Source organism: Sulfitobacter sp. R18_1 (genome assembly GCF_017743915.1).
In the GTDB taxonomy this organism is placed as follows: domain Bacteria; phylum Pseudomonadota; class Alphaproteobacteria; order Rhodobacterales; family Rhodobacteraceae; genus Sulfitobacter; species Sulfitobacter faviae.
In genome coordinates, this window is sequence record NZ_JAGHRG010000005.1 from 15,264 (window position 1) to 35,001 (window position 19,738).

The 19,738-nt window shown below is 63.1% G+C and carries 14 protein-coding genes; 9 read left to right on the forward strand and 5 right to left on the reverse strand.

Annotated features, from left to right (window positions below):
- The first annotated feature begins 25 nt into the window (after nucleotides 1-25).
- The 8 genes from J7392_RS11140 to uvrA all read left to right on the forward strand — a co-directional run bounded on the left by J7392_RS11140 (nucleotide 26) and on the right by uvrA (nucleotide 12,807).
- Nucleotides 26-3,367: a DUF3971 domain-containing protein gene (locus J7392_RS11140; protein WP_209217617.1), complete on the forward strand. Its 3,342-nt coding sequence runs from the start codon at nucleotides 26-28 to the stop codon at nucleotides 3,365-3,367.
- Nucleotides 3,368-3,407: 40 nt separating this feature from the next.
- On the forward strand, nucleotides 3,408-4,472 hold the full coding sequence (queA, locus tag J7392_RS11145; protein WP_209217618.1) for a tRNA preQ1(34) S-adenosylmethionine ribosyltransferase-isomerase QueA: 1,065 nt from the start codon (nucleotides 3,408-3,410) through the stop codon (nucleotides 4,470-4,472).
- Nucleotides 4,473-4,544: 72 nt separating this feature from the next.
- Nucleotides 4,545-5,879 (forward strand): MFS transporter, encoded by a 1,335-nt coding sequence (locus tag J7392_RS11150; protein ID WP_209217619.1) that lies wholly within the window; start codon nucleotides 4,545-4,547, stop codon nucleotides 5,877-5,879.
- A gap of 65 nt (nucleotides 5,880-5,944) precedes the next feature.
- The gene (locus tag J7392_RS11155; RefSeq protein ID WP_209217620.1) at nucleotides 5,945-6,544 is read left to right on the forward strand and encodes a DUF924 family protein; all 600 of its coding nucleotides are present in this window, start codon (nucleotides 5,945-5,947) and stop codon (nucleotides 6,542-6,544) included.
- Nucleotides 6,545-6,641: 97 nt separating this feature from the next.
- Nucleotides 6,642-8,036: a dihydrolipoyl dehydrogenase gene (gene lpdA / locus J7392_RS11160; protein ID WP_209217621.1), complete on the forward strand. Its 1,395-nt coding sequence runs from the start codon at nucleotides 6,642-6,644 to the stop codon at nucleotides 8,034-8,036.
- 73 nt (nucleotides 8,037-8,109) lie between these two features.
- Nucleotides 8,110-8,673, forward strand: coding sequence for a methyltransferase domain-containing protein (locus tag J7392_RS11165; protein WP_348540700.1), 564 nt, complete (start codon nucleotides 8,110-8,112; stop codon nucleotides 8,671-8,673).
- 6 nt (nucleotides 8,674-8,679) lie between these two features.
- Nucleotides 8,680-9,855 carry an MFS transporter gene (locus tag J7392_RS11170; protein ID WP_209217622.1) on the forward strand — a complete coding sequence of 392 codons (1,176 nt, stop codon included), beginning with the start codon at nucleotides 8,680-8,682 and terminating at the stop codon, nucleotides 9,853-9,855.
- A gap of 66 nt (nucleotides 9,856-9,921) precedes the next feature.
- Nucleotides 9,922-12,807 carry an excinuclease ABC subunit UvrA gene (gene uvrA, locus J7392_RS11175; protein WP_209217623.1) on the forward strand — a complete coding sequence of 962 codons (2,886 nt, stop codon included), beginning with the start codon at nucleotides 9,922-9,924 and terminating at the stop codon, nucleotides 12,805-12,807.
- Between the two features lie 36 nt (nucleotides 12,808-12,843).
- Here the strand turns inward: uvrA and mmsB are convergent, their stop codons facing one another.
- The 5 genes from mmsB to J7392_RS11200 form a co-directional block, all read right to left on the reverse strand.
- Complete coding sequence (gene mmsB, locus J7392_RS11180) at nucleotides 12,844-13,728, reverse strand: 3-hydroxyisobutyrate dehydrogenase (RefSeq protein WP_209217624.1); 885 nt, start codon at nucleotides 13,726-13,728, stop codon at nucleotides 12,844-12,846.
- Nucleotides 13,725-14,768 carry an enoyl-CoA hydratase/isomerase family protein gene (locus J7392_RS11185; RefSeq protein ID WP_209217625.1) on the reverse strand — a complete coding sequence of 348 codons (1,044 nt, stop codon included), beginning with the start codon at nucleotides 14,766-14,768 and terminating at the stop codon, nucleotides 13,725-13,727. The genes mmsB and J7392_RS11185 overlap by 4 nt, the downstream gene beginning before the upstream one ends.
- An 8-nt stretch (nucleotides 14,769-14,776) precedes the next feature.
- Entirely contained in the window at nucleotides 14,777-15,919 is a 1,143-nt protein-coding gene (locus J7392_RS11190) for an acyl-CoA dehydrogenase family protein (RefSeq protein WP_209217626.1), read from the reverse strand.
- An 81-nt stretch (nucleotides 15,920-16,000) separates the two neighbouring features.
- Complete coding sequence (locus tag J7392_RS11195) at nucleotides 16,001-17,110, reverse strand: carboxylate-amine ligase (RefSeq protein ID WP_209217627.1); 1,110 nt, start codon at nucleotides 17,108-17,110, stop codon at nucleotides 16,001-16,003.
- Between the two features lie 54 nt (nucleotides 17,111-17,164).
- On the reverse strand, nucleotides 17,165-18,664 hold the full coding sequence (locus J7392_RS11200; RefSeq protein ID WP_067265442.1) for a CoA-acylating methylmalonate-semialdehyde dehydrogenase: 1,500 nt from the start codon (nucleotides 18,662-18,664) through the stop codon (nucleotides 17,165-17,167).
- Nucleotides 18,665-18,774: 110 nt separating this feature from the next.
- Between J7392_RS11200 and J7392_RS11205 the strand changes: the two genes are divergently transcribed.
- A complete protein-coding gene (locus J7392_RS11205) occupies nucleotides 18,775-19,695 on the forward strand; it encodes a LysR family transcriptional regulator (protein WP_209217628.1) in 921 nt (306 codons plus the stop codon).
- Nucleotides 19,696-19,738: the final 43 nt, after the last annotated feature.

The window sequence follows — 19,738 nt, forward strand, 5'->3', positions numbered from 1 at the left end:
GCCGCCCTATCCGAACCGGAGCACGATGCGCGACCCGTCCCTTTCCAGCCCCCCTGCGCCAGATGGCGAAGGGCCGCCGCGCCGCCGGTCGCGCCGCCGCGCGGGGATCGTCTCGGCTGTGGTGCTGGTGCTCTTGGCGGCGCTGGCGACCGGGGCGGCGGTCTACTTCACCGGCCGTCCGATCCCGGCGCCGCTTTGGGTGCAGACACGGATCGAGGCGCGGATCGCCTCGGCCCTGCCGCAGGCGCGGGTGGATTTCGGCGCGATGGAATTCGTCGTCGATGAGGGTTGGCGCCCCCGCGTGCGTTTGCAAGACATCTTTGTCACCACGCCCGAGGGCGATGAGATCGTCAGTTTCAATGAGTTCAAGGCCAGCCTGTCGATGCGGTCTCTGCTGCGCGGGGTGGCGCAGCCGCGGGCGATTTCGCTTTCGGGCGTGGTGGCCAATCTGCGCCGCGGGGCGGATGGCCGGGTGAGCCTGAGCGCCGGGGCCGGGATCGCCCCGCCCGAGCGGGAGGCGGCGACCCTGCCGCAACTCATCGGCCAGATCGACGAGGTGCTGGCCGCCCCCGCGCTATCCGCCCTGCGCTCGGTCGAGCTGCGCGCGCTGACGCTGCGGTTCGAGGATGCCCGCGCGGGCCGCGCTTGGACCGGGGACGGCGGGCGGCTGCGCCTGTCGCGCAATGGCGATGCGCTTGACCTCTCGGCGGACCTCGCGGTGCTCAGCGGGGGCGCGGGGGTGGCCACGCTCACCGCCAATTACAGCAGCCAAATCGGTGAGAATGCCGCGACCTTTGGCGTGACCTTCGACGGGGTCGATGCGCGCGACATCGCGGCGCAGGGGCCAGCCTTTTCATGGCTTGAAGTCCTGCGGACCAATATCTCGGGCGCGGTGCGCAGCGGCATCGACAGCGCAGGCCGTTTCGCACCGATCAACGCTTCTTTGCAGATCGGCAAGGGCGTGTTGCAGCCCAATCCGCAGACCAAGCCGATCCCCTTCGATGGGGCGCAGAGCTATTTCAGCTACGACCCCGCGCGCCAATTGCTGCGCTTTGACGAGATGTCGCTCGACAGCCCTTGGGTCTCGGGCAATATCACCGGCAGCTCGCAACTGGGCGATGTCACGGGCGGCATTCCGGGGCGGATGGTGGGGCAGTTCAGCCTGCGCGACCTGCGGGCCAATCCGGCGGAGGTCTACCCCGAGACGGTGGCCTTGGATCAGGCGGATATCGACTTTGAACTCAGCCTTAATCCGTTTCGCCTGAAGCTTGGACGTCTGGAGATCAGCGATCAGGGCCGCAACCTGCGCCTTGATGGCGCGTTGCTGGCCGAGGCGGCGGGCTGGAACCTGTCTCTCGATGGGCGGATGGACCGGCTCAGCCCCGAACGCCTGCTGGCGCTCTGGCCCGAGGGGGTGAAGCCCAAGACCCGCAAATGGCTGGATGAGAACCTTCACGCGGGCCGAATGCGCAACCTCGATCTGGCGCTGCGCATGGCGCCGGGGGAAGCGCCGCAGACCTATGTCGCCTTTGACTATGCCGGGGCCGAGGTGCGGTTTCTGAAGACCCTGCCGCATATCACCGATGGCAGCGGCCATATAAGCCTGCTCGACAACCGCCTTGTCGTCACGGTGGACGCGGGCGAGGTCATCGCGCCGCAGGGCGGGGCGGTGACGCTGGATGGATCCTCCTTCATCATTCCCGATGTGCGGGTGAAAGACGGCAGCCCCTCGGTGATCCGGCTCAACACGCGCTCCACCCTGACCGCGGCGCTGTCGCTACTGAACCAGCCGCCGATGCGGGTGATGGATAAGGCCGGGCTGCCCGTGACCCTCGCGGATGGGGAGGCAGTGCTGAAAGGCACGCTGGCGCTGCCGTTGAAAAAGGGCGGCAAGCCCGAAGACGTGCGCTATCATTTCGCGGGGGACCTGCTGGCGCTCTCGACCGATACGCTGGTCAAAGACCGGAGCCTTCAGGCCAGCAAACTGTCCATCACCGCCAACAATGACCGTATCACCATCGGCGGCGCGGGGCGTATTGACGGGGTGGGCTTCGACGGGGAATGGTCGCAGGCGATCGGCCCCGGCTCGGATGAAAGCCGCCTGACCGCGCAGGTCGCGCTGACCCCGGCGGGGCTCGAAGCCTTTGGCGTGGCACTGCCCCCCGGCAGCCTGCGCGGCGAGGGGCGCGGGCAGATTGCCGTGGACCTCAAGAAGGGCGAAGCGCCGCGCTTCACTTTGCAAAGCGATCTGGCGGGCTTGGGTGTCTCCGTCCCGCAACTGTCATGGAGCAAGGCGCCGGGCACTGAGGGCGAGTTGCGACTGGCGGGGCGTTTGGGCGAGACGCCGAATATCGACGCCTTTCAATTGAACGCGCCGGGGCTGCGGGTGGCGGGCTCCATCGACCTTGCCCCCGGCGGCGCATTGGACCGGGTGCGGATCGACCGGCTGCGGCGGGGCGACTGGCTGGATATCCCGTTGCAACTGATCGGGCAGGGCAAGGGCAACCCGGTGCAGGTGGTGCTGGGCGGCGGCACGCTCGACATGCGCCGGGCCGAGTTCGGCGCGGCCGGGGGCCAAGCCGGGCCGCCGATGCGCGTGGCGCTGGACCGGTTGCAGATCACCGATACGATTTACCTGACCGACCTCAAAGGCACGTTCGACACGGCCAAGGGGATGGATGGCGCGTTCACTGCGCGACTCAATGGCGGCACGCCGGTGCAGGGGCGGGTGCTGCCCCAAGCGGGGCGCAGTGCGGTGCGCGTGGTCTCGGACGACGCAGGTGGGGTTCTGCGCTCTGCCGGGTTGGTGAAAAAGGTGGTCGGGGGCAACCTGTCGCTCACCCTGCTGCCGGTCGGCTCGGGCGGGGCCTTTGACGGGCAGCTCACGGTCAGCGATGTCGCCATTCGCGACGCGCCGGGGATCGCGGCGCTGGTCAATGCCATCTCTGTCGTCGGGCTTATCAACGAGCTTAACGGCGACGGGATTTACTTTGACGATGTGGAAGCGAATTTTCACCTTACCCCGAACCGCCTGACCTTGACCGAGGCCAGCGCGGTAGGCGCTTCCTTGGGCCTGTCGATGGATGGGGTCTATGCGCTCGACAGCGGGTTGATCGACATGCAGGGCGTGATCTCTCCGGTCTATATGTTCAATGGGATCGGGTCGCTCTTTACCCGCAAGGGCGAAGGGCTGATCGGGTTCAACTACCGGCTCACGGGGGCCGCGAAAGACCCCAGCGTTTCGGTCAACCCGCTCTCGGCGCTCACCCCCGGCATGTTCCGCGAGCTGTTCCGCCGCCCGCCGCCCCAGCCGCCACAGGTGCAGGGCCAAGCGAATCCGGTTGCCCGGGTGCCGGAGGAACGCTAAGCGCCAAAGCGACCTTGCCGCCAGACCCGGAGCCGCGCCGATGAAGCTTTCCGATTTCGATTTCGACCTGCCTGAGACCCTGATCGCCACCCGTCCTGCCAACCCGCGTTCTTCCGCGCGGTTGCTGGTGGCGGAGGGCGCCGCACTGCACGACCGGCGCGTGACCGACCTGACCGACTGGCTGCGCCCCGGCGACCGATTGGTGCTGAACGACACCCGCGTGATCCCCGCACGGCTGAGCGGCATTCGCCACCGCACCTCGGCCCAAGGGGCGGTGCAGGCCAAGATCGAAGTCACCCTGTTGGAGCCGCGCGGGAACGGCACTTGGTCGGCGCTGATCAAACCGCTGCGCAAGCTTAAAATCGGCGAAGAGGTCGTCTTTTCCGATGATCTGCGCGCCACGTTGGAGGCGGTGGAAGACGGGCAGGGGCATCTGCGGTTCAACTGCGCGGGCGATGATTTCGACGCGGCGCTCAATGCCGCGGGGGCGATGCCGCTGCCGCCCTATATCGCCGCCAAACGCGCCGCCGATGCGCAGGACATGACCGACTACCAGACCGTTTTTGCCCGCCACGCGGGCGCTGTCGCGGCGCCCACAGCCTCGCTGCATTTCGACGAGCCGCTGCTCGAAGCACTGGCCGCGAAGGGCGTGAGTTTTAGCCATGTCACTCTGCATGTCGGCGCGGGCACCTTCCTGCCGGTCAAGGTCGACGACATCTCGGAACACAAGATGCACGCCGAATGGGGCCGGGTCAGCGCAAAGGCCGCTGAAGAGATTGCCGCCACCCGCGCCGCCGGAGGGCGCGTGATCCCCGTGGGCACCACCGCCCTGCGCCTGATCGAAACGGCGGCGCGCGAGGGTGAGATCACCGCATGGGAAGGCGACACCGACATCTTCATCACGCCGGGGTTCAAGTTCAACGTCACCGACGGGCTGATGACGAATTTCCACCTGCCCAAATCCACCCTGATGATGCTGGTCTCGGCCCTCATGGGGGTGCAGCGGGTGAAAGACATCTATGCCCATGCCATTGGCGAGGGCTATCGCTTTTTCTCCTACGGCGATTCCTCCCTTCTGCTGCCTGAGGCGCAAAAACCCGCTTGAATGTCGCACTAGGGGGTGACTAGCCTGCGATTGCCGTCCATGGGAGGGCTTGGGCGAACAAGGAATTGACTGATGATTCAAGTGGTTTCAAGCGCATGGGCGCTTTTGCTGGGCATGTGCCTTTTGATGGTCGGCAACGGCATGCAAGGCACGCTGCTGGGTATCCGTGGCGGCATCGAAGGGTTTTCGACCTTCCAGATGTCGATCGTCATGTCTGCCTATTTCGTGGGCTTCCTTGGCGGGTCGCGCATGGCGCCGGGGATGATCCGGCGGGTCGGCCACGTGCGGGTCTTCGCGGCATTGGCCTCGCTGATCTCGGCGGTGATGATCATCTATCCGACCTTCCCCAACACCATCGTCTGGTCGCTGGGCCGGGTGCTGATCGGCTTTTGCTTCTCCGCCGTCTACGTCACAGCGGAAAGCTGGCTCAACAACGCCGCCACGAACGAAAACCGCGGGCAGGCGCTCTCGGCCTATATGATCGTGCAGACACTGGGCATCGTGATCGCGCAGGCGCTGTTGCTGACCGCCGACCCCTCGGGCTTCGTGCTCTTCGTCATCCCCTCGGTGCTGGTGAGCATCGCGGTGACCCCGATCCTTTTGTCGATCAGCCCGACACCGCCTTTCGATACCACCAAGCCGATGAGCCTGCGCGAGTTGATGGACTTCTCGCCCCTGGGCTGCGTCGGCATGTTTCTTCTCGGCGGCGTCTTCTCGGCGCAATTCGGCATGGCGGCGGTTTACGGCGCCGAAGCCGGGCTGAGCGTCGGCCAGATTTCACTTTTCGTGGCCATGTTCTTCGTCGGCTCCGTGATCCTGCAATATCCCATCGGCTGGATCTCGGACCGCATGGACCGCCGCAGCCTGATCGTCATCGTCGCCACGCTCGGCGGTATCGGCTCGGTCATCGGGATGACGCTGGGCCATGTCTTCCCGATCCTGCTGGCCACGGCCTTTCTGGTGGGGGGCATGTCGAACCCGCTCTACTCGCTGCTCATGGCCCACACCAACGACTTTCTTGAGCATGAGGACATGGCCTCGGCCTCGGGCGGGATGATATTTATCAACGGCTTGGGCGCGGTTCTGGGCCCGGTGATCACCGGTTGGATGATGGGCACGGCGCTTGGGCCGGGGGGCTTTTATCTGTTCACCGCCGTGCTTTTCGCCGCTCTGGCCGCCTATGCCTCTTACCGTAAGACACAGCGTGCCGCGGTGCCGGTCGACGAGACAGGCAACTACGTGCCGATCTACCCTTCGGCCACTGCCGTGGCCGTGGAGATCGCGCAGGAATATATCATTGAAACGGAACAGGAGGCCGCCGAGGAGGCTGCCCAAGAAAACGCCGAAGCAGAGAAAAACGCCCCTGATAGCGATAACGATGTCGCGGATGACATAAAACGTGACTAGGCTTTTGCGGTAAGACGTTCTTAACTTTAACGAAACGCCCAGATTGCGGCAAAGGAGTGTGCGGGATGGCTGCCACAAATGCAGAACCCCAGGATGTACTGAATTTCTGGCTCGAAGACGTAGGTCCGGCCGGATGGTACAACAGTTCCGAAACGCTGGATGCCGATATCCGCGCGCGTTTCGAGGGGCTTTGGGATGAGGCGCAGGCTGGCAAGCTGAACCATTGGCTGACCAATCCCACCGACGCGCTGGCCTTTCTGATCCTCACCGATCAATTCCCGCGCAACATGTTCCGCGACACGGGCAAGGCGTTTTCCAGCGACCGTGTCGCGCTGGCGGCGGCAAAACTGGCGATCGAAAAAGGCTGGGACATGCGAGTTGAGGCGCCCGAACGGCAGTTCTTCTACCTGCCGCTGATGCATTCCGAGAACCTCTGCGATCAGGACCGCTGCGTGCGTCTGATGTGCGAGCGGATGCCGAAAAGCGATGGCAGCAACCTGTTGCATGCCCGCGCCCACCGTGAAGTGATCCGCCAGTTTGGCCGCTTTCCCTATCGCAACGCGGCGCTGTCACGCAGTTTCACGGCGCAGGAGACCTCCTATCTCGACGCGGGCGGCTATGGCCAAACGGTCAAGGACCTGCGCGCGGAACTTCAAGCGGCCTGAGCCTTCGGCGGGCCGGGGCAACACGCGTGGTTGTGGCGATTGCAAATATGGTTTAGCGGTAAACTATATTTGCAAACCCTAACGCGAGGTCCTTGCCATGGCTGCGAAATCCTTTGATCTGATCGTGATCGGTGCGGGGCCGGGCGGCTATGTCGCCGCGATCCGTGGCGCCCAGCTTGGCCTGAAGGTCGCGGTGGTCGAACGGGAGAACCTCGGCGGCATCTGCCTGAACTGGGGCTGCATCCCCACCAAGGCGCTGCTGCGCTCTGCCGAAGTGTTCCACCTGATGCATCGCGCCAAGGACTTCGGTCTGGCGGCGGATAAGATCGACTATGATCTTGCCGCCGTGGTCAAACGCTCGCGCGGCGTGGCCAAACAGATGGAAGGCGGGGTCAAACACCTGCTAAAGAAAAACAAGGTCGAGGTCTTCATGGGCGAAGCCTCGATCCCCGCGAAGGGGAAGGTCTCCGTCAAAACCGACAAGGGCGGCGAGGAGCTGACGGCCAAGAACATCGTGCTGGCCACCGGCGCACGGGCCCGCGAATTGCCGGGGCTAGAGGCGGACGGCAAACGTGTCTGGACCTATCGCCATGCCCTGCAACCCGCGCACGACCCCAAGAAACTGCTGGTCATCGGGTCCGGTGCCATCGGCATCGAATTTGCGAGCTTTTACAACACCCTTGGCGCCGACACGACCGTGGTCGAGGTAATGGACCGCGTGCTGCCTGTCGAAGATGAAGAGATTTCGAAATTCGCCAAAAAGGCATTCGAAAAACAGGGCATGACCATCATGCAAAAGGCCACGGTCAAGAAACTCGACCGTACGGACGACAAAGTCACCGCCCATATCGAGCGGGACGGCAAGGTCGAGAAGCTTGAGTTCGACACCGTGATCTCTGCCGTTGGCATCGTCGGTAATACCGAAGGGCTGGGGCTGGAAGAGCTTGGCGTCAAGGTTGACCGCACCCATGTCGTGACGGATGAATACTGCCGCACCGGGGTCGATGGGCTCTTTGCCATTGGCGACATCGCGGGTGCGCCTTGGCTTGCGCATAAGGCCAGCCACGAGGGCGTCATGGTGGCCGAGCTGATCGCGGGCCAGAAACCCCATCCCGTCAAACCCGAAAGCATCGCCGGCTGCACCTATTGCCACCCCCAAGTCGCCTCCGTCGGCCTGACCGAGGCGAAGGCCAAAGAGCAGGGTTATGACATTAAGGTCGGGCGTTTCCCCTTCATCGGCAATGGCAAGGCCGTGGCTTTGGGGGAGCCTGAGGGGCTGGTGAAAACCATCTTCGACGCCAAAACCGGCGAACTTCTGGGCGCGCATATGGTCGGGGCCGAGGTGACGGAGCTGATCCAAGGCTATGTCGTGGGCCGCCAGTTGGAGACCACCGAAGAAGACCTGATGAACACCGTCTTCCCGCATCCGACGCTCAGCGAGATGATGCATGAATCCGTGCTCGACGCTTTCGACCGCGTGATTCATATGTAAAGCGCGACGGGGCAGGGCGCGGCAAACGCGACTTGCCCCGTCGTACTTCGGCCAAACCGTCGGGAGCCATGTCGTGGTCAGCCTAAACCGTGTCGTCATGCACCGCAGCACCCGCCGGATGATTGACCGTTTGAACCCTGAAACGCTGGACGCCGCCGAAATCTCCGGCAAGTTCGGCAAACGGTTCACGTTCCAGAGCTACACCCAGTTCGCCTATCCGACCTATGACATCTGCGCAGGTCCCTTCACCGATCCGGCGAGCGGTGCCGTGCGGCAGTTCGATCTGATCCTCGCCAATCAGGTTTGGGAGCATCTCGACCGGCCCTATACGGCCTTGGGGCATGTTCAACAGATGCTCAGGACGGGCGGGTATTTCTGGATCGCCGTGCCGTTTTTCATCCCCTTTCATGCCGCCCCAAATGACAACTCCCGTTGGTCCGCCCGGGGCCTGAAGAACCTGCTGATCGAAGCCGGGTTCGACGCGCACCGGATCACCGCCAAACAATGGGGCAACCCTGCCGCCGCCGCACGCAATCTAGAACCCGACTGGCCCCCGGCTTTCGACAAGACCACAGATGATCTGACCAACGACCCCAAGATGCCGCTCTGCGCATGGGCGCTGGCCCAAAAGGCTTGAGGGCGGATGGCTGAACACACCTCCTTCATGCGCGTCTTCGCGCTTTGGGCCGCGGGGCTGGGGGCGGCTGCGCAATATGGCAAGATGAGCGTCATCTTCGGCCTGCTGCCGGATATCTACCCGCAGGCCGGGGCGGCGCTTGGGTTCTTGGTCTCCTTGGTGGGCGGTGTCGGTATCCTCCTTGGTGTCGTGGCGGGGCTGGTGGTCGCCCGGGTCCGCTATCGCCGCGCGCTTCTCTTCGCCCTCTGGCTCGGGGCGGCCGTGTCGGTTTTTCAGGCGTTCTTGCCGGGCTTTGGCTGGATGCTGGCCAGTCGCGTGGTCGAAGGGCTGTCGCATCTGGCCATCGTCGTCGCCGCGCCGACCCTCATCGCGCAGCTTAGCGCCGTGAAAGACCGTGGGTTTACCCTGACCCTCTGGGGCACCTTCTTCGGCGTCGCTTTCGCTGCCCTGACACTTCTTGGCCGCCCGCTCGCATTGAACTGGGGTGTGCCAGCGCTTTTTGCCGTTCATGCGGCCTATATGGCGGGCTGCGCGCTGGTGCTCTCCGCCAGTCTGCGCAGCTTGCCGGAGGAGGGCGCGCAGCCGCCTTTCTCCCTGCCGCAGATACTTCGCGATCATCTTGCGATTTACCGGTCACCCTTCCTCTCCGCCCCGGCGGCGGGTTGGCTGTTCTATACATTCAGCTTCGTCTCCATCCTCACTGTCTTGCCGCCCTACCTTCCCGAGGCATGGCGCGCGGTCACCATGGCCGCGATGCCGCTCACCAGCATCGCGGTGTCGATGACCGTCGGCGTGGCGCTGCTGCGCCGCCTGCCAGCGGTCTACGTCGTGCAAACGGGCTTTGGCCTCTCGGCCCTTTCCATGGTCTGGCTCTGGCTCGCCCCCGGCACCCCGCTGGCCTGTCTGGCGCTTGCAGGGGCCATGGGGCTGATCCAAGGGGCAAGTTTCACCGCTGTGGCACAGCTGAATACCGGCCCTGCCGCGCAGGCAGAGGCCAATGGTGCGGTGGCGCAGATGGGCAACCTCGGCAACAGCCTGGGCACGCCGGTCATGGCCTTCGGCCTGGCAAGCTTCGGCGCCGCGGCGCTGCCGTTACTTGCGGGCGGGGCCTTCGTTATGGGGCTTGTGGCACATCTCCTCCTCGGTGCGGCCCGTCGTCGCAGGCAGCACGTTCCTGTTTAGTTCTCACTTTTCCGTTGGAAAACACTGCATCAGCACCTATGTACAAATCGTTAAGAGGGGCATGTGATGGCTGAGCTGAAGAATATTGAAGTGCGCGGCGCGCGCGAGCACAATTTGAAGAACATCGACGTGGATATTCCACGGGACCAACTGGTTGTAATCACCGGGCTTTCTGGTTCCGGCAAGTCGAGTCTTGCCTTCGACACGATCTATGCCGAAGGGCAGCGGCGCTATGTGGAATCGCTCTCGGCCTATGCGCGGCAGTTCCTTGATATGATGCAAAAGCCGGATGTGGATCACATTTCCGGCCTCAGCCCCGCCATCTCGATCGAGCAAAAGACCACGTCGAAGAACCCGAGGTCGACCGTCGGCACGGTGACCGAGATTTACGACTACCTGCGTCTGCTCTTCGCCCGCGTTGGCACGCCCTATAGCCCCGCCACCGGCAAGCCGATCGAGGCCCAGCAGGTGCAGGACATGGTCGACCGGATCATGACGATGGAAGAGGGCACGCGGGCCTATCTGCTGGCCCCCATCATCCGCGACCGCAAGGGTGAATACCGCAAGGAATTCATCGAGTTGCGCAAGCAGGGCTTCCAGCGGGTCAAGGTGAATGGCGACTTCTACGACCTGGATGAGCCGCCCACCTTGGATAAGAAATTCCGCCATGACATCGACGTCGTCGTAGACCGGATCGTGGTGCGCGAGGGTTTGGAGACGCGGCTTGCGGACTCGCTTCGCACCGCGCTCGACCTTGCCGATGGAATCGCCGTGCTAGAGACGGCCCCCAGCGAAGGTGAGCCGGAACGCCATACGTTCTCAGAGAAATTCGCCTGTCCCGTCAGTGGCTTCACCATCCCTGAGATCGAGCCGCGGCTATTCTCCTTCAACGCGCCATTTGGGGCTTGCCCGTCTTGTGACGGCCTTGGGGTCGAGCTCTTCTTCGACGAACGTTTGGTGGTGCCGGATCAAAACCTAAAGATCTATGATGGTGCGCTGGCGCCTTGGCGTAAGGGGAAGTCACCTTACTTTAAGCAGACCATCGAAGCCATTGCGAAACATTATAATTTTGATCAGAAGACACGTTGGAAAGACCTGCCTGAAAGGGTTCAGAACGTCTTCCTCCACGGCTCCGGTAAGGAGGAGATCACCTTCCGCTATGACGAAGGCGGCCGCGTCTATGAGGTGAAGCGGGTGTTCGAGGGGGTTATCCCCAACATGCAGCGGCGCTACCGCGAAACCGATAGTAATTGGGTGCGCGAGGAGTTTGAGCGCTATCAGAATAACCGCCCCTGTGGTACTTGCGGCGGCTATCGCCTGCGGCCCGAAGCGCTGGCGGTGCGGATTGGCCCGCGGGACGGTGGTGAAGATGAATTGCTGCATATCGGCAAAGTCGTCGAGATGTCGATCCGCGAGGCTTTCGACTGGTGCAAAACGGTGCCAGACCATCTGACCGATCAGAAGAACGAGATTGCCCGGGCCATTTTGAAGGAAATCCGAGAACGTCTTGGCTTCCTAAATAACGTTGGTCTTGAGTACCTTACGATGTCACGTTCAAGTGGTACGTTAAGTGGTGGTGAGAGCCAGCGCATTCGTTTGGCGAGCCAGATCGGCTCGGGGCTGACGGGGGTTCTCTATGTTCTTGATGAGCCGTCGATTGGTCTGCACCAGCGCGACAATGACCGTCTGCTCGATACGTTGAAGAACCTGCGCGATCAGGGGAATACCGTGATCGTGGTGGAGCACGATGAGGAGGCCATCCGCGAGGCGGATTACGTCTTTGATATCGGGCCGGGGGCTGGGGTCCACGGCGGGCAGGTTATCAGCCATGGCACGCCGCAAGAGGTTGCAGCCGATCCGAATTCTGTGACGGGTCAATACCTTACCGGCGTTCGCGAAATCTCGGTCCCGGCGAAGCGGCGCAAGGGGAATAAGAAGAAGTTGCAGGTGGTAAAGGCCACTGGCAACAACTTGCAGAATGTGACGGTGGACTTTCCGCTGGGGAAATTTGTCTGCGTGACGGGCGTGTCGGGGGGCGGCAAATCAACCCTGACGATTGAGACCTTGTTCAAGACCGCGTCGATGAATCTGAACGGTGCGCGACAGACACCTGCGCCTTGTCAGACGATCAAAGGGTTGGAGCATCTCGATAAGGTCATCGACATTGACCAACGTCCGATTGGGCGAACACCGCGTTCTAATCCAGCGACTTATACCGGGGCCTTCACCCCAATCCGCGACTGGTTTGCCGGGCTGCCGGAGGCCAAGGAGCGCGGCTATAAGCCCGGGCGCTTCTCCTTCAATGTCAAAGGGGGGCGTTGCGAGGCCTGTCAGGGCGACGGGGTCATCAAGATCGAAATGCACTTCCTGCCGGACGTCTATGTGGAATGCGAGACCTGTAAGGGGGCCCGCTATAACCGCGAGACGCTAGAGGTGAAGTTCAAGGGCAAGAGCATCGCCGATGTCCTTGATATGACTGTGGAAGATGCGCAGAACTTCTTTGCCGCGGTGCCGTCGATCCGTGAGAAGATGGACGCGCTGATGCGGGTGGGTCTTGGGTATATCAAGGTGGGTCAACAGGCTACGACGCTTTCGGGCGGTGAGGCGCAGCGGGTAAAGCTCAGCAAGGAGTTGAGCAAACGCTCGACGGGGCGCACGCTTTACATTCTGGATGAGCCAACCACCGGTTTGCACTTTGAAGACGTGCGTAAGCTTTTGGAAGTGCTGCATGAATTGGTTGATCAGGGCAACTCAGTCGTGGTGATTGAGCATAACCTCGACGTGGTGAAAACTGCGGATCACATCATCGATATCGGCCCCGAGGGCGGTGATGGCGGGGGCCGTGTCGTGGCCACGGGTACGCCCGAAAAGGTCGCAGAAGTGGCCGAGAGCTACACGGGGAAGTACCTTAAGCCCATGTTGCGCAAGGAGACGAAAGTGGCGGCGGAATAACCGCCGCCACTTCACCGTGTCAGTTATGTTAGGGGCTTAGCCCTTATATCCGCGCTGCTCGAAACGGGGTAGCATGGCAGAGAAATCTTTGCCCTTGCCGCCTTCTTCTTCGACGAAGCGGGTGTAGAGTTCTTTCGCAAGCGCGCCCATGGGCGTGTCGGCATTGGCCATCTCGGCGGCTTGCTGTGCGAGGCCGAGGTCTTTCAGCATCAACTCCGCCGCGAAGCCCGGTTTGTAATCGTTGTCGGCAGGCGATTGCGGACCGACGCCGGGGGCAGGGCAGTAGGCGTTCATTGTCCATGAATAGCCGGAGGACGTGCTGACCACGTCGAACATGCGCTCGCGATCGAGGCCCAGCTTGTCGGCGAGTGCAAAGGCTTCGCAGGTGGCGATCATCGTGGCGCCGAGGATCATGTTGTTGCAGATCTTCGCGGCTTGGCCCGCGCCAGCGTCACCGCAGTGCACGGCCTTCTGACCCATGATGTCGAAAAGCGGTTTGGCCTTCTCGAAGGCCGCCTCCGCACCGCCGGCCATGAAGGTGAGCGTGCCGCCCTGCGCGCCGCCGATGCCGCCGGAGACGGGGGCGTCGACGAAGAGCAGCCCGGCTTTCTGCGCCGCCTCTGCCGCGAAACGCGCGCTTTCAACGTCCACGGTGGAACAGTCGATCAGCAGCGCGCCGGGGGCCATATGGGCGACAGCTTCTTCGGCAACTTGGCGCAGAATCGCGCCATTGGGCAGCATGGCCATGACGACTTCGGCGTCGGTCACCGCTTCGGCGATGGTCTTGGCTTCGGCGACCCCTTCGGCAGTGGTGCCGGCCACGTCATTGCCGCGCACCGTATGGCCCGCGGCGGCGAGGTTGGCCGCCATCGGGCCGCCCATGTTGCCCAGTCCGATGAAACCGATTGTGAGTTTGCTCATGAATTTTCCTCCAACTTCAATTCGTTGTCGCCCAAGGGGGCGAGCATGGCTTCGACAGCGGCCTGCGGTACGTTCCAATCGGCATGTTGCCAGTTGGGGCTGCGATCCTTGTCGATGATCGCGGCGCGCACGCCCTCGATGAAGTCGCCTTTTTCAAGTGACCGCGCGGTAAAGCGGTATTCCTGTTGCAGCGCCGGGACCATGCCGATGCCCGGGCCGCGCAGACGGCGGAGCATTTCCAGCGTGCAACCCATCGACAGGGGGGAGTTGCGGCGCAGGGTCTTCAGCGTCTCGGCGGCGAAGGCGCTTTCCGATATGGAAAAGGTGGCTTCGATCTTTTCCAAATTCTTCGGGGCGAAAAGGTGGTCCACCTCATCTTGAACCTCGGCCAGTCTGGATGGGGGCGGGGTCGTCGCCGCGCGGTCGAGGATGAAGGGATCGCCGTTTTCTTCCAGTTGCGCGATCAGCGCGGGCCATTGGTCCTCGGGGATGAAGTAGTCGGCAAAGCCCGCGTGCAGCACATCCGCCGGACCCATGCGCGCCCCGGTGAGGCCGAGGTATTCGCCCATCCGCCCCGGCGCTTGCGCCAGCAGCAGCGTGCCACCCACGTCTGGCACCAGTCCGATGCCGCATTCCGGCATGGCGATCTTGCTCGTCTCGCCCACGACGCGGTGCGAGCCGTGGCAACCGATGCCGACGCCGCCGCCCATGGTGAAGCCCTGCATGAAGGAGATCACCGGCTTGGGGTAGCCATGCAGCTTGTTGTTGAGCCGGTATTCATCGGACCAGAACTGCCGGGCGAAATCGAAGTCGCCGTCCTTGCCGGTTTGGTAGAGTTGCGCCACGTCGCCGCCAGCGCAGAAGGCTTTCTCGCCCTCCGCATCCAGCACGACGACAGCGACCTCGGGGTCGGCGTGCCAGTCGTCGATTGCCTTCTCAATGGCGATGCACATGTCGTAGCTCAGCGCGTTCAAGGCCTTGGGCCGCGTCAGCGTGATGCGGCCCGCGCGCCCCGTTTTGCGGATGTCGATGTCACTCATGGGTGGCCTCAGCGGTTCTTGAGCATGTCGCGGGCGACGATCACGCGCATGATCTCATTGGTGCCTTCGAGGATTTGATGCACGCGCAGGTCGCGGACCAGTTTTTCGATCCCGTAGTCGGCAAGGTAGCCGTAGCCGCCGTGCAACTGCAGGCACTGGTCAACGACCTTGCTGCCGGTCTCGGTCACGAATTTCTTGGCCATGGCGCAGAACTTGGTGGCGTCCGGCGCACCGGTGTCGAGCTTCCACGCCGCTTGGCGCAGGAAGGTGCGCGCGGCCTGCAACTCGATCTCCATGTCGGCAAGGCGGAACTGCAGCCCCTGGAACTGGTCAATGGTCTGGCCGAAGGCCTTGCGGTCGCCCATGTATTCCAGCGTCTTATTCAGCGCGGTTTGCGCCGCGCCAAGTGAGCAAGCCGAGATGTTAAGCCGCCCGCCGTCAAGGCCGGCCATGGCGTATTTGAAGCCCTTGCCTTCTTCGCCGACGAGGTTCTCGGCCCCGATCTTGCAATCGTCGAACTGCACCAGCGCGGTCGGCTGGCTGCGCCAGCCCATCTTGTCTTCCAGACCGCCGAAGCTGAGGCCCGGCGTGCCATCCTCGACATAGACGGTGGAGACGCCGCGCGCGCCCTCGTCGGAGGTGCGGACCATGGTGACATAGGCATCCGAATAACCGCCGCCCGAGATGAAGGCCTTGGTGCCGTTCAGGGTGTAGCCCTCGTTGCTGCGCTCGCAGCGGGTCTTCAGCGCCGCCGCGTCGGAGCCGGAGCCGGGTTCGGTCAGGCAGTAGCTCAGCACCGTCTCCATGGTCAGCACTTTGGGCATGACGCGCTCTTTCATCTCGTCACTGGCGAAAGTGTCGAGCATTTTGGCGCACATGTTGTGGATCGAGAGGAACGCCGCGACGGAGGGGCAGGCCATCGACAGAGCCTCGAAGACCAGCGTGGCGTCGAGGCGCGAAAGGCCTGCGCCGCCGGTCTCCTCGGAGACATAGAGCCCGCCGAAACCCAGCTCGCCGATCTGCGGCCACAACTCCTTGGGGATGGTGCCGTCCTTTTCCCACTGGTGAGCATGGGGGGCGATATTGTCCTGCCCAAAGGCATGGGCCATGTCGAAAATGGCGGTCTGTTCCTCGTTCAATGCGAAATCCATCGCGGCTCCTCCCTGAAGTCATGTGTCCTTGGAACTGAACACTTGTTTAATTCTATCAGCCGAAAGGAGCCGCAACAAGCGTCACAGATCGGCGTGGTATTCCTCTATCAACTGGCGCACGACGGCTTCGCCGCCTTTGCCCTCGGGGGCGTCGGCCCAGACTTTGCGCTGCCGGTCGGCGGAGGTGCCCTGTTTGACGACATCGCGCAGGGCGCAGACCTCGTCCAAACACCCGAGCGCCTCAGCGTCTTCGGCGATCTGGCCGATGATCTCTTCGAACAGTTGGTCAAAGGGTTTGAGCGTCGGCCCGCCAAAGTCGATCAGCGTCTTGTTCACCCCGTAGCGCTGCGCGCGCCAGCGGTTTTCTTCGATCAGAAAACGGTCATACTCGCGCCAGCGCAGGTTGCTGTCGCGCAGGCGCAGCAGGAAGCGCGCGATGGATTGGGTCAGACCCGCCAGCCCAAGCGCATGCGACAGGCGCGGTTGCACGTCGCAGATGCGGCTTTCCAGCGTGGGGTAATGGGTCGAGGGGCGCAGGTCCCACCAGATCTTCGACTGGTCGGGAATGATCTCGAGGTCGATCAACGCCTGCGTGCTGCGCTCATATTCTCCCCAGCTATGAAGCAGCGGCGGCAGGCCGGTGCGCGGCATGCTCTCCATCACCGCAAGGCGGTAGGAGGCCAATCCGGTATCGGCGCCTTGCCAATAGGGCGAAGAGGCCGAGAGCGCGAGCAGGTGGGGCAGGAAATAAGCGAACTGCGGCATCAGATCGATGCGCAGGTCGTCGCCCTCAATGCCCACATGGACATGCATCCCGCAACTCAGCATCCGGCGGGCGACGTTTTCCAACTCGCTTTCAATCTTGGCGTAGCGTTCTTTGTGGGTGATCTCTTGGTTTTTCCAATCCGAGAAGGGATGGCAGGACACGGCGATGGGGGCGAGGTTATGTTTGGCGGCGTGTTTGGCGATGGTGCTGCGCAGGTGGCGCAGATCGTCGCGGGCCTCGGCCACAGTGGCGCAGGGTTTGCTGCCAATCTCGATCTGGCAGAGCAGCATCTCGGGGCTGACTTGATCGCCGAGGTCTTTGCGGCAATCCTCCATCAGCCCTTCGGGCGTGTCGGCCAGAGCCAGTGAATCCGCGTCGACCAGAAGGTATTCTTCTTCGATCCCGATGGTGAATTCTTTTTGCATGGCTCTGACCTTTGGCAGGGGCCGGCCGCCACGTTGGGCGACCGGCGGGATGGATCACTCCATCACGGGGATGGAGAACTCGCCACCCTCCTTGATGCCGCTCGGCCAACGGGCCGTGACGGTTTTGGTGCGGGTGTAGAACTTGAACGCATCGGGGCCGTGCTGGTTCAGATCGCCGAAGACGGATTTCTTCCAGCCGCCGAAGGTATGATAGGCCAGCGGCACCGGGATCGGCACGTTCACACCGACCATGCCGATGTTGATGCGGTTGGCAAAGTCGCGCGCCGCGTCGCCGTCACGGGTGAAGATCGCCGTGCCGTTGCCGTATTCGTGGTCCATCGCAAGGCCAAGCGCCTCTTCGTAGTCCTTGGCGCGGACACAGGTCAGCACGGGGCCGAAGATTTCCTGCTGGTAGATGTCCATGTCCTTGGTGGCGCGGTCAAACAGGTGCGGCCCGACGAAATAGCCGTTTTCGTAGCCTTGCAGTTTGAAGTCGCGCCCGTCGACGACAAGCTCCGCGCCCTGATCGATGCCGGTCTGGACCAGACGTTCGATATTGGCCTTGGCGGCGGCGGTGACCACGGGGCCGTAGTCCACGTCATTGCCCGCGGTGTAGGGGCCGACTTTCAGCTTTTCGATGCGCGGCACCAGCTTTTCGATCAGGCGGTCGGCGGTTTCCTCGCCCACCGGCACGGCGACAGAGATCGCCATGCAGCGTTCGCCCGCGGCACCGTAGCCCGCACCCACCAGCGCGTCGGCGGCCTGGTCGAGGTCGGCGTCGGGCATGATGATCATGTGGTTCTTGGCACCGCCGAAGCACTGCACGCGTTTGCCGTTGGCGCAGCCGGTGGCATAGATGTACTCGGCGATCGGGGTGGAGCCGACGAAGCCGATGGACTGGATCACGTCATGGTGCAGGATCGCGTCGACCGCTTCCTTGTCACCGTTGACGACCTGAATGATGCCCTTGGGCAGACCGGCTTCTTCCAGAAGTTCGGCCAGCATCAGCGGGACGGAGGGGTCACGCTCCGAAGGCTTGAGGATGAAGGCGTTGCCGCAGGCGATGGCGGGCGCGAACATCCACATCGGGATCATGGCGGGGAAGTTGAAGGGCGTGATGCCCGCGGTGACACCCAAGGGCTGGCGCATGGAGTACATGTCGATGCCGGGGCCGGCGCTGTCGGTGAAGTCACCCTTCAGCAGTTCCGGCGCACCGATGCAGTATTCCACCACTTCGAGGCCACGCTGCACGTCGCCGGCGGCGTCGGGCAGGGTCTTGCCGTGCTCGCGGCTCAGCGCCTCGGCCAGCTTGTCCATGTCGCGGTTCAGCAGGGCCACGAATTTCATCAGCACGCGGGCGCGACGCTGCGGGTTGGTGGCGGCCCATTTCGGCTGCGCGGCTTGGGCGTATTCCACCGCCTTGTTCAACTCGTCGCCATTGGCCAGCGGCACCTTGGCCTGCACCTCGCCGGTGGCGGGGTTCATCACATCGGCAAAGCGCCCGGAGGTGCCCTTAACGTGTTCGCCGTTCAGGTAATGCGTCATCTCTTGCATGATCGGTCTCCTCTATGGTTGGCGGCACGATAGCCTTGCAAAAAGAACCGGAACAGAGGAAGGATGGCAAAACCGTCTTGCATTTTTGCAAAACCTCAGAGGGCAGGTAAATGGATCAGAATTGGGACGACCTGCGGCTGTTTCTCGCCGTCGGACGAGAGGAAAGCCTGTCTGGTGCGGGCAAGCTGCTGCGGCTCGATCCCGCGACGCTGGGCCGCCGCATGGCACGGTTGGAAAAGGCGTTGCAGACCGTCCTCTTCGTGAAATCGCCACAGGGCTATATGCTCACCGAAGCGGGGCGGGACCTGATGCAGCGGGCAGAGCGGGCTGAACAGGCCATGCGCGCGGCCACCGCTGGTGTGCAGGTGCAAAGCGATCAGCTTTCGGGGCAGATCCGTGTTGGTGCGCCCGATGGGGCGGCGAACTATCTGTTGCCACAGGTCTGTGCGGCGATTGCTGCGAAGAACCCCGATCTGGACGTGCAGATCATCGCATTGCCGCGCGTTTTCAACCTGTCGCGGCGCGAGGCGGATATGGCCATCGGGGTGAGTGCCCCCACGGCGGGGCGGCTGGTGGTGCAAAAAGTGACGGACTACCACCTCCATCTCGCCGCCGCGGAAAGCTATCTGGCGCAGCACCCTGAGGTGACCGCCGTGGGCGATCTGCAAGGGCATCGGATGGTCGGCTATATCCCCGATATGATCTTTGACCGTGAGTTGGATTACCTTGCGGACCTTGGCATCAGCCGGGTGGCGCTGGCGTCGAATTCCGTCTCCGTGCAGGTGCGGATGATCCAGCAGGGCGGGGGGATTGGGGTCGCGCATGACTTCTCGCTTGCCGCGACGCAGGGGGTGCGGCGCATCCTCACCGATGCCGTGAGCCTCAAACGCGCCTTCTATCTGATCCGCCACGCAGATGACCGCCGCAACGCGCGGTTGGCGGCCTTTGCCGAAGCGCTGGCCACCGGACTGCGGGCCGAGACCGCGCGGCTGGAGGCGCGGGCCTCGGGCAGGGCTGCGCCAAAAGCTTGACAGAAAAGGATTTCGCGGTGACGCTGGACGTGACTTTGCCCTG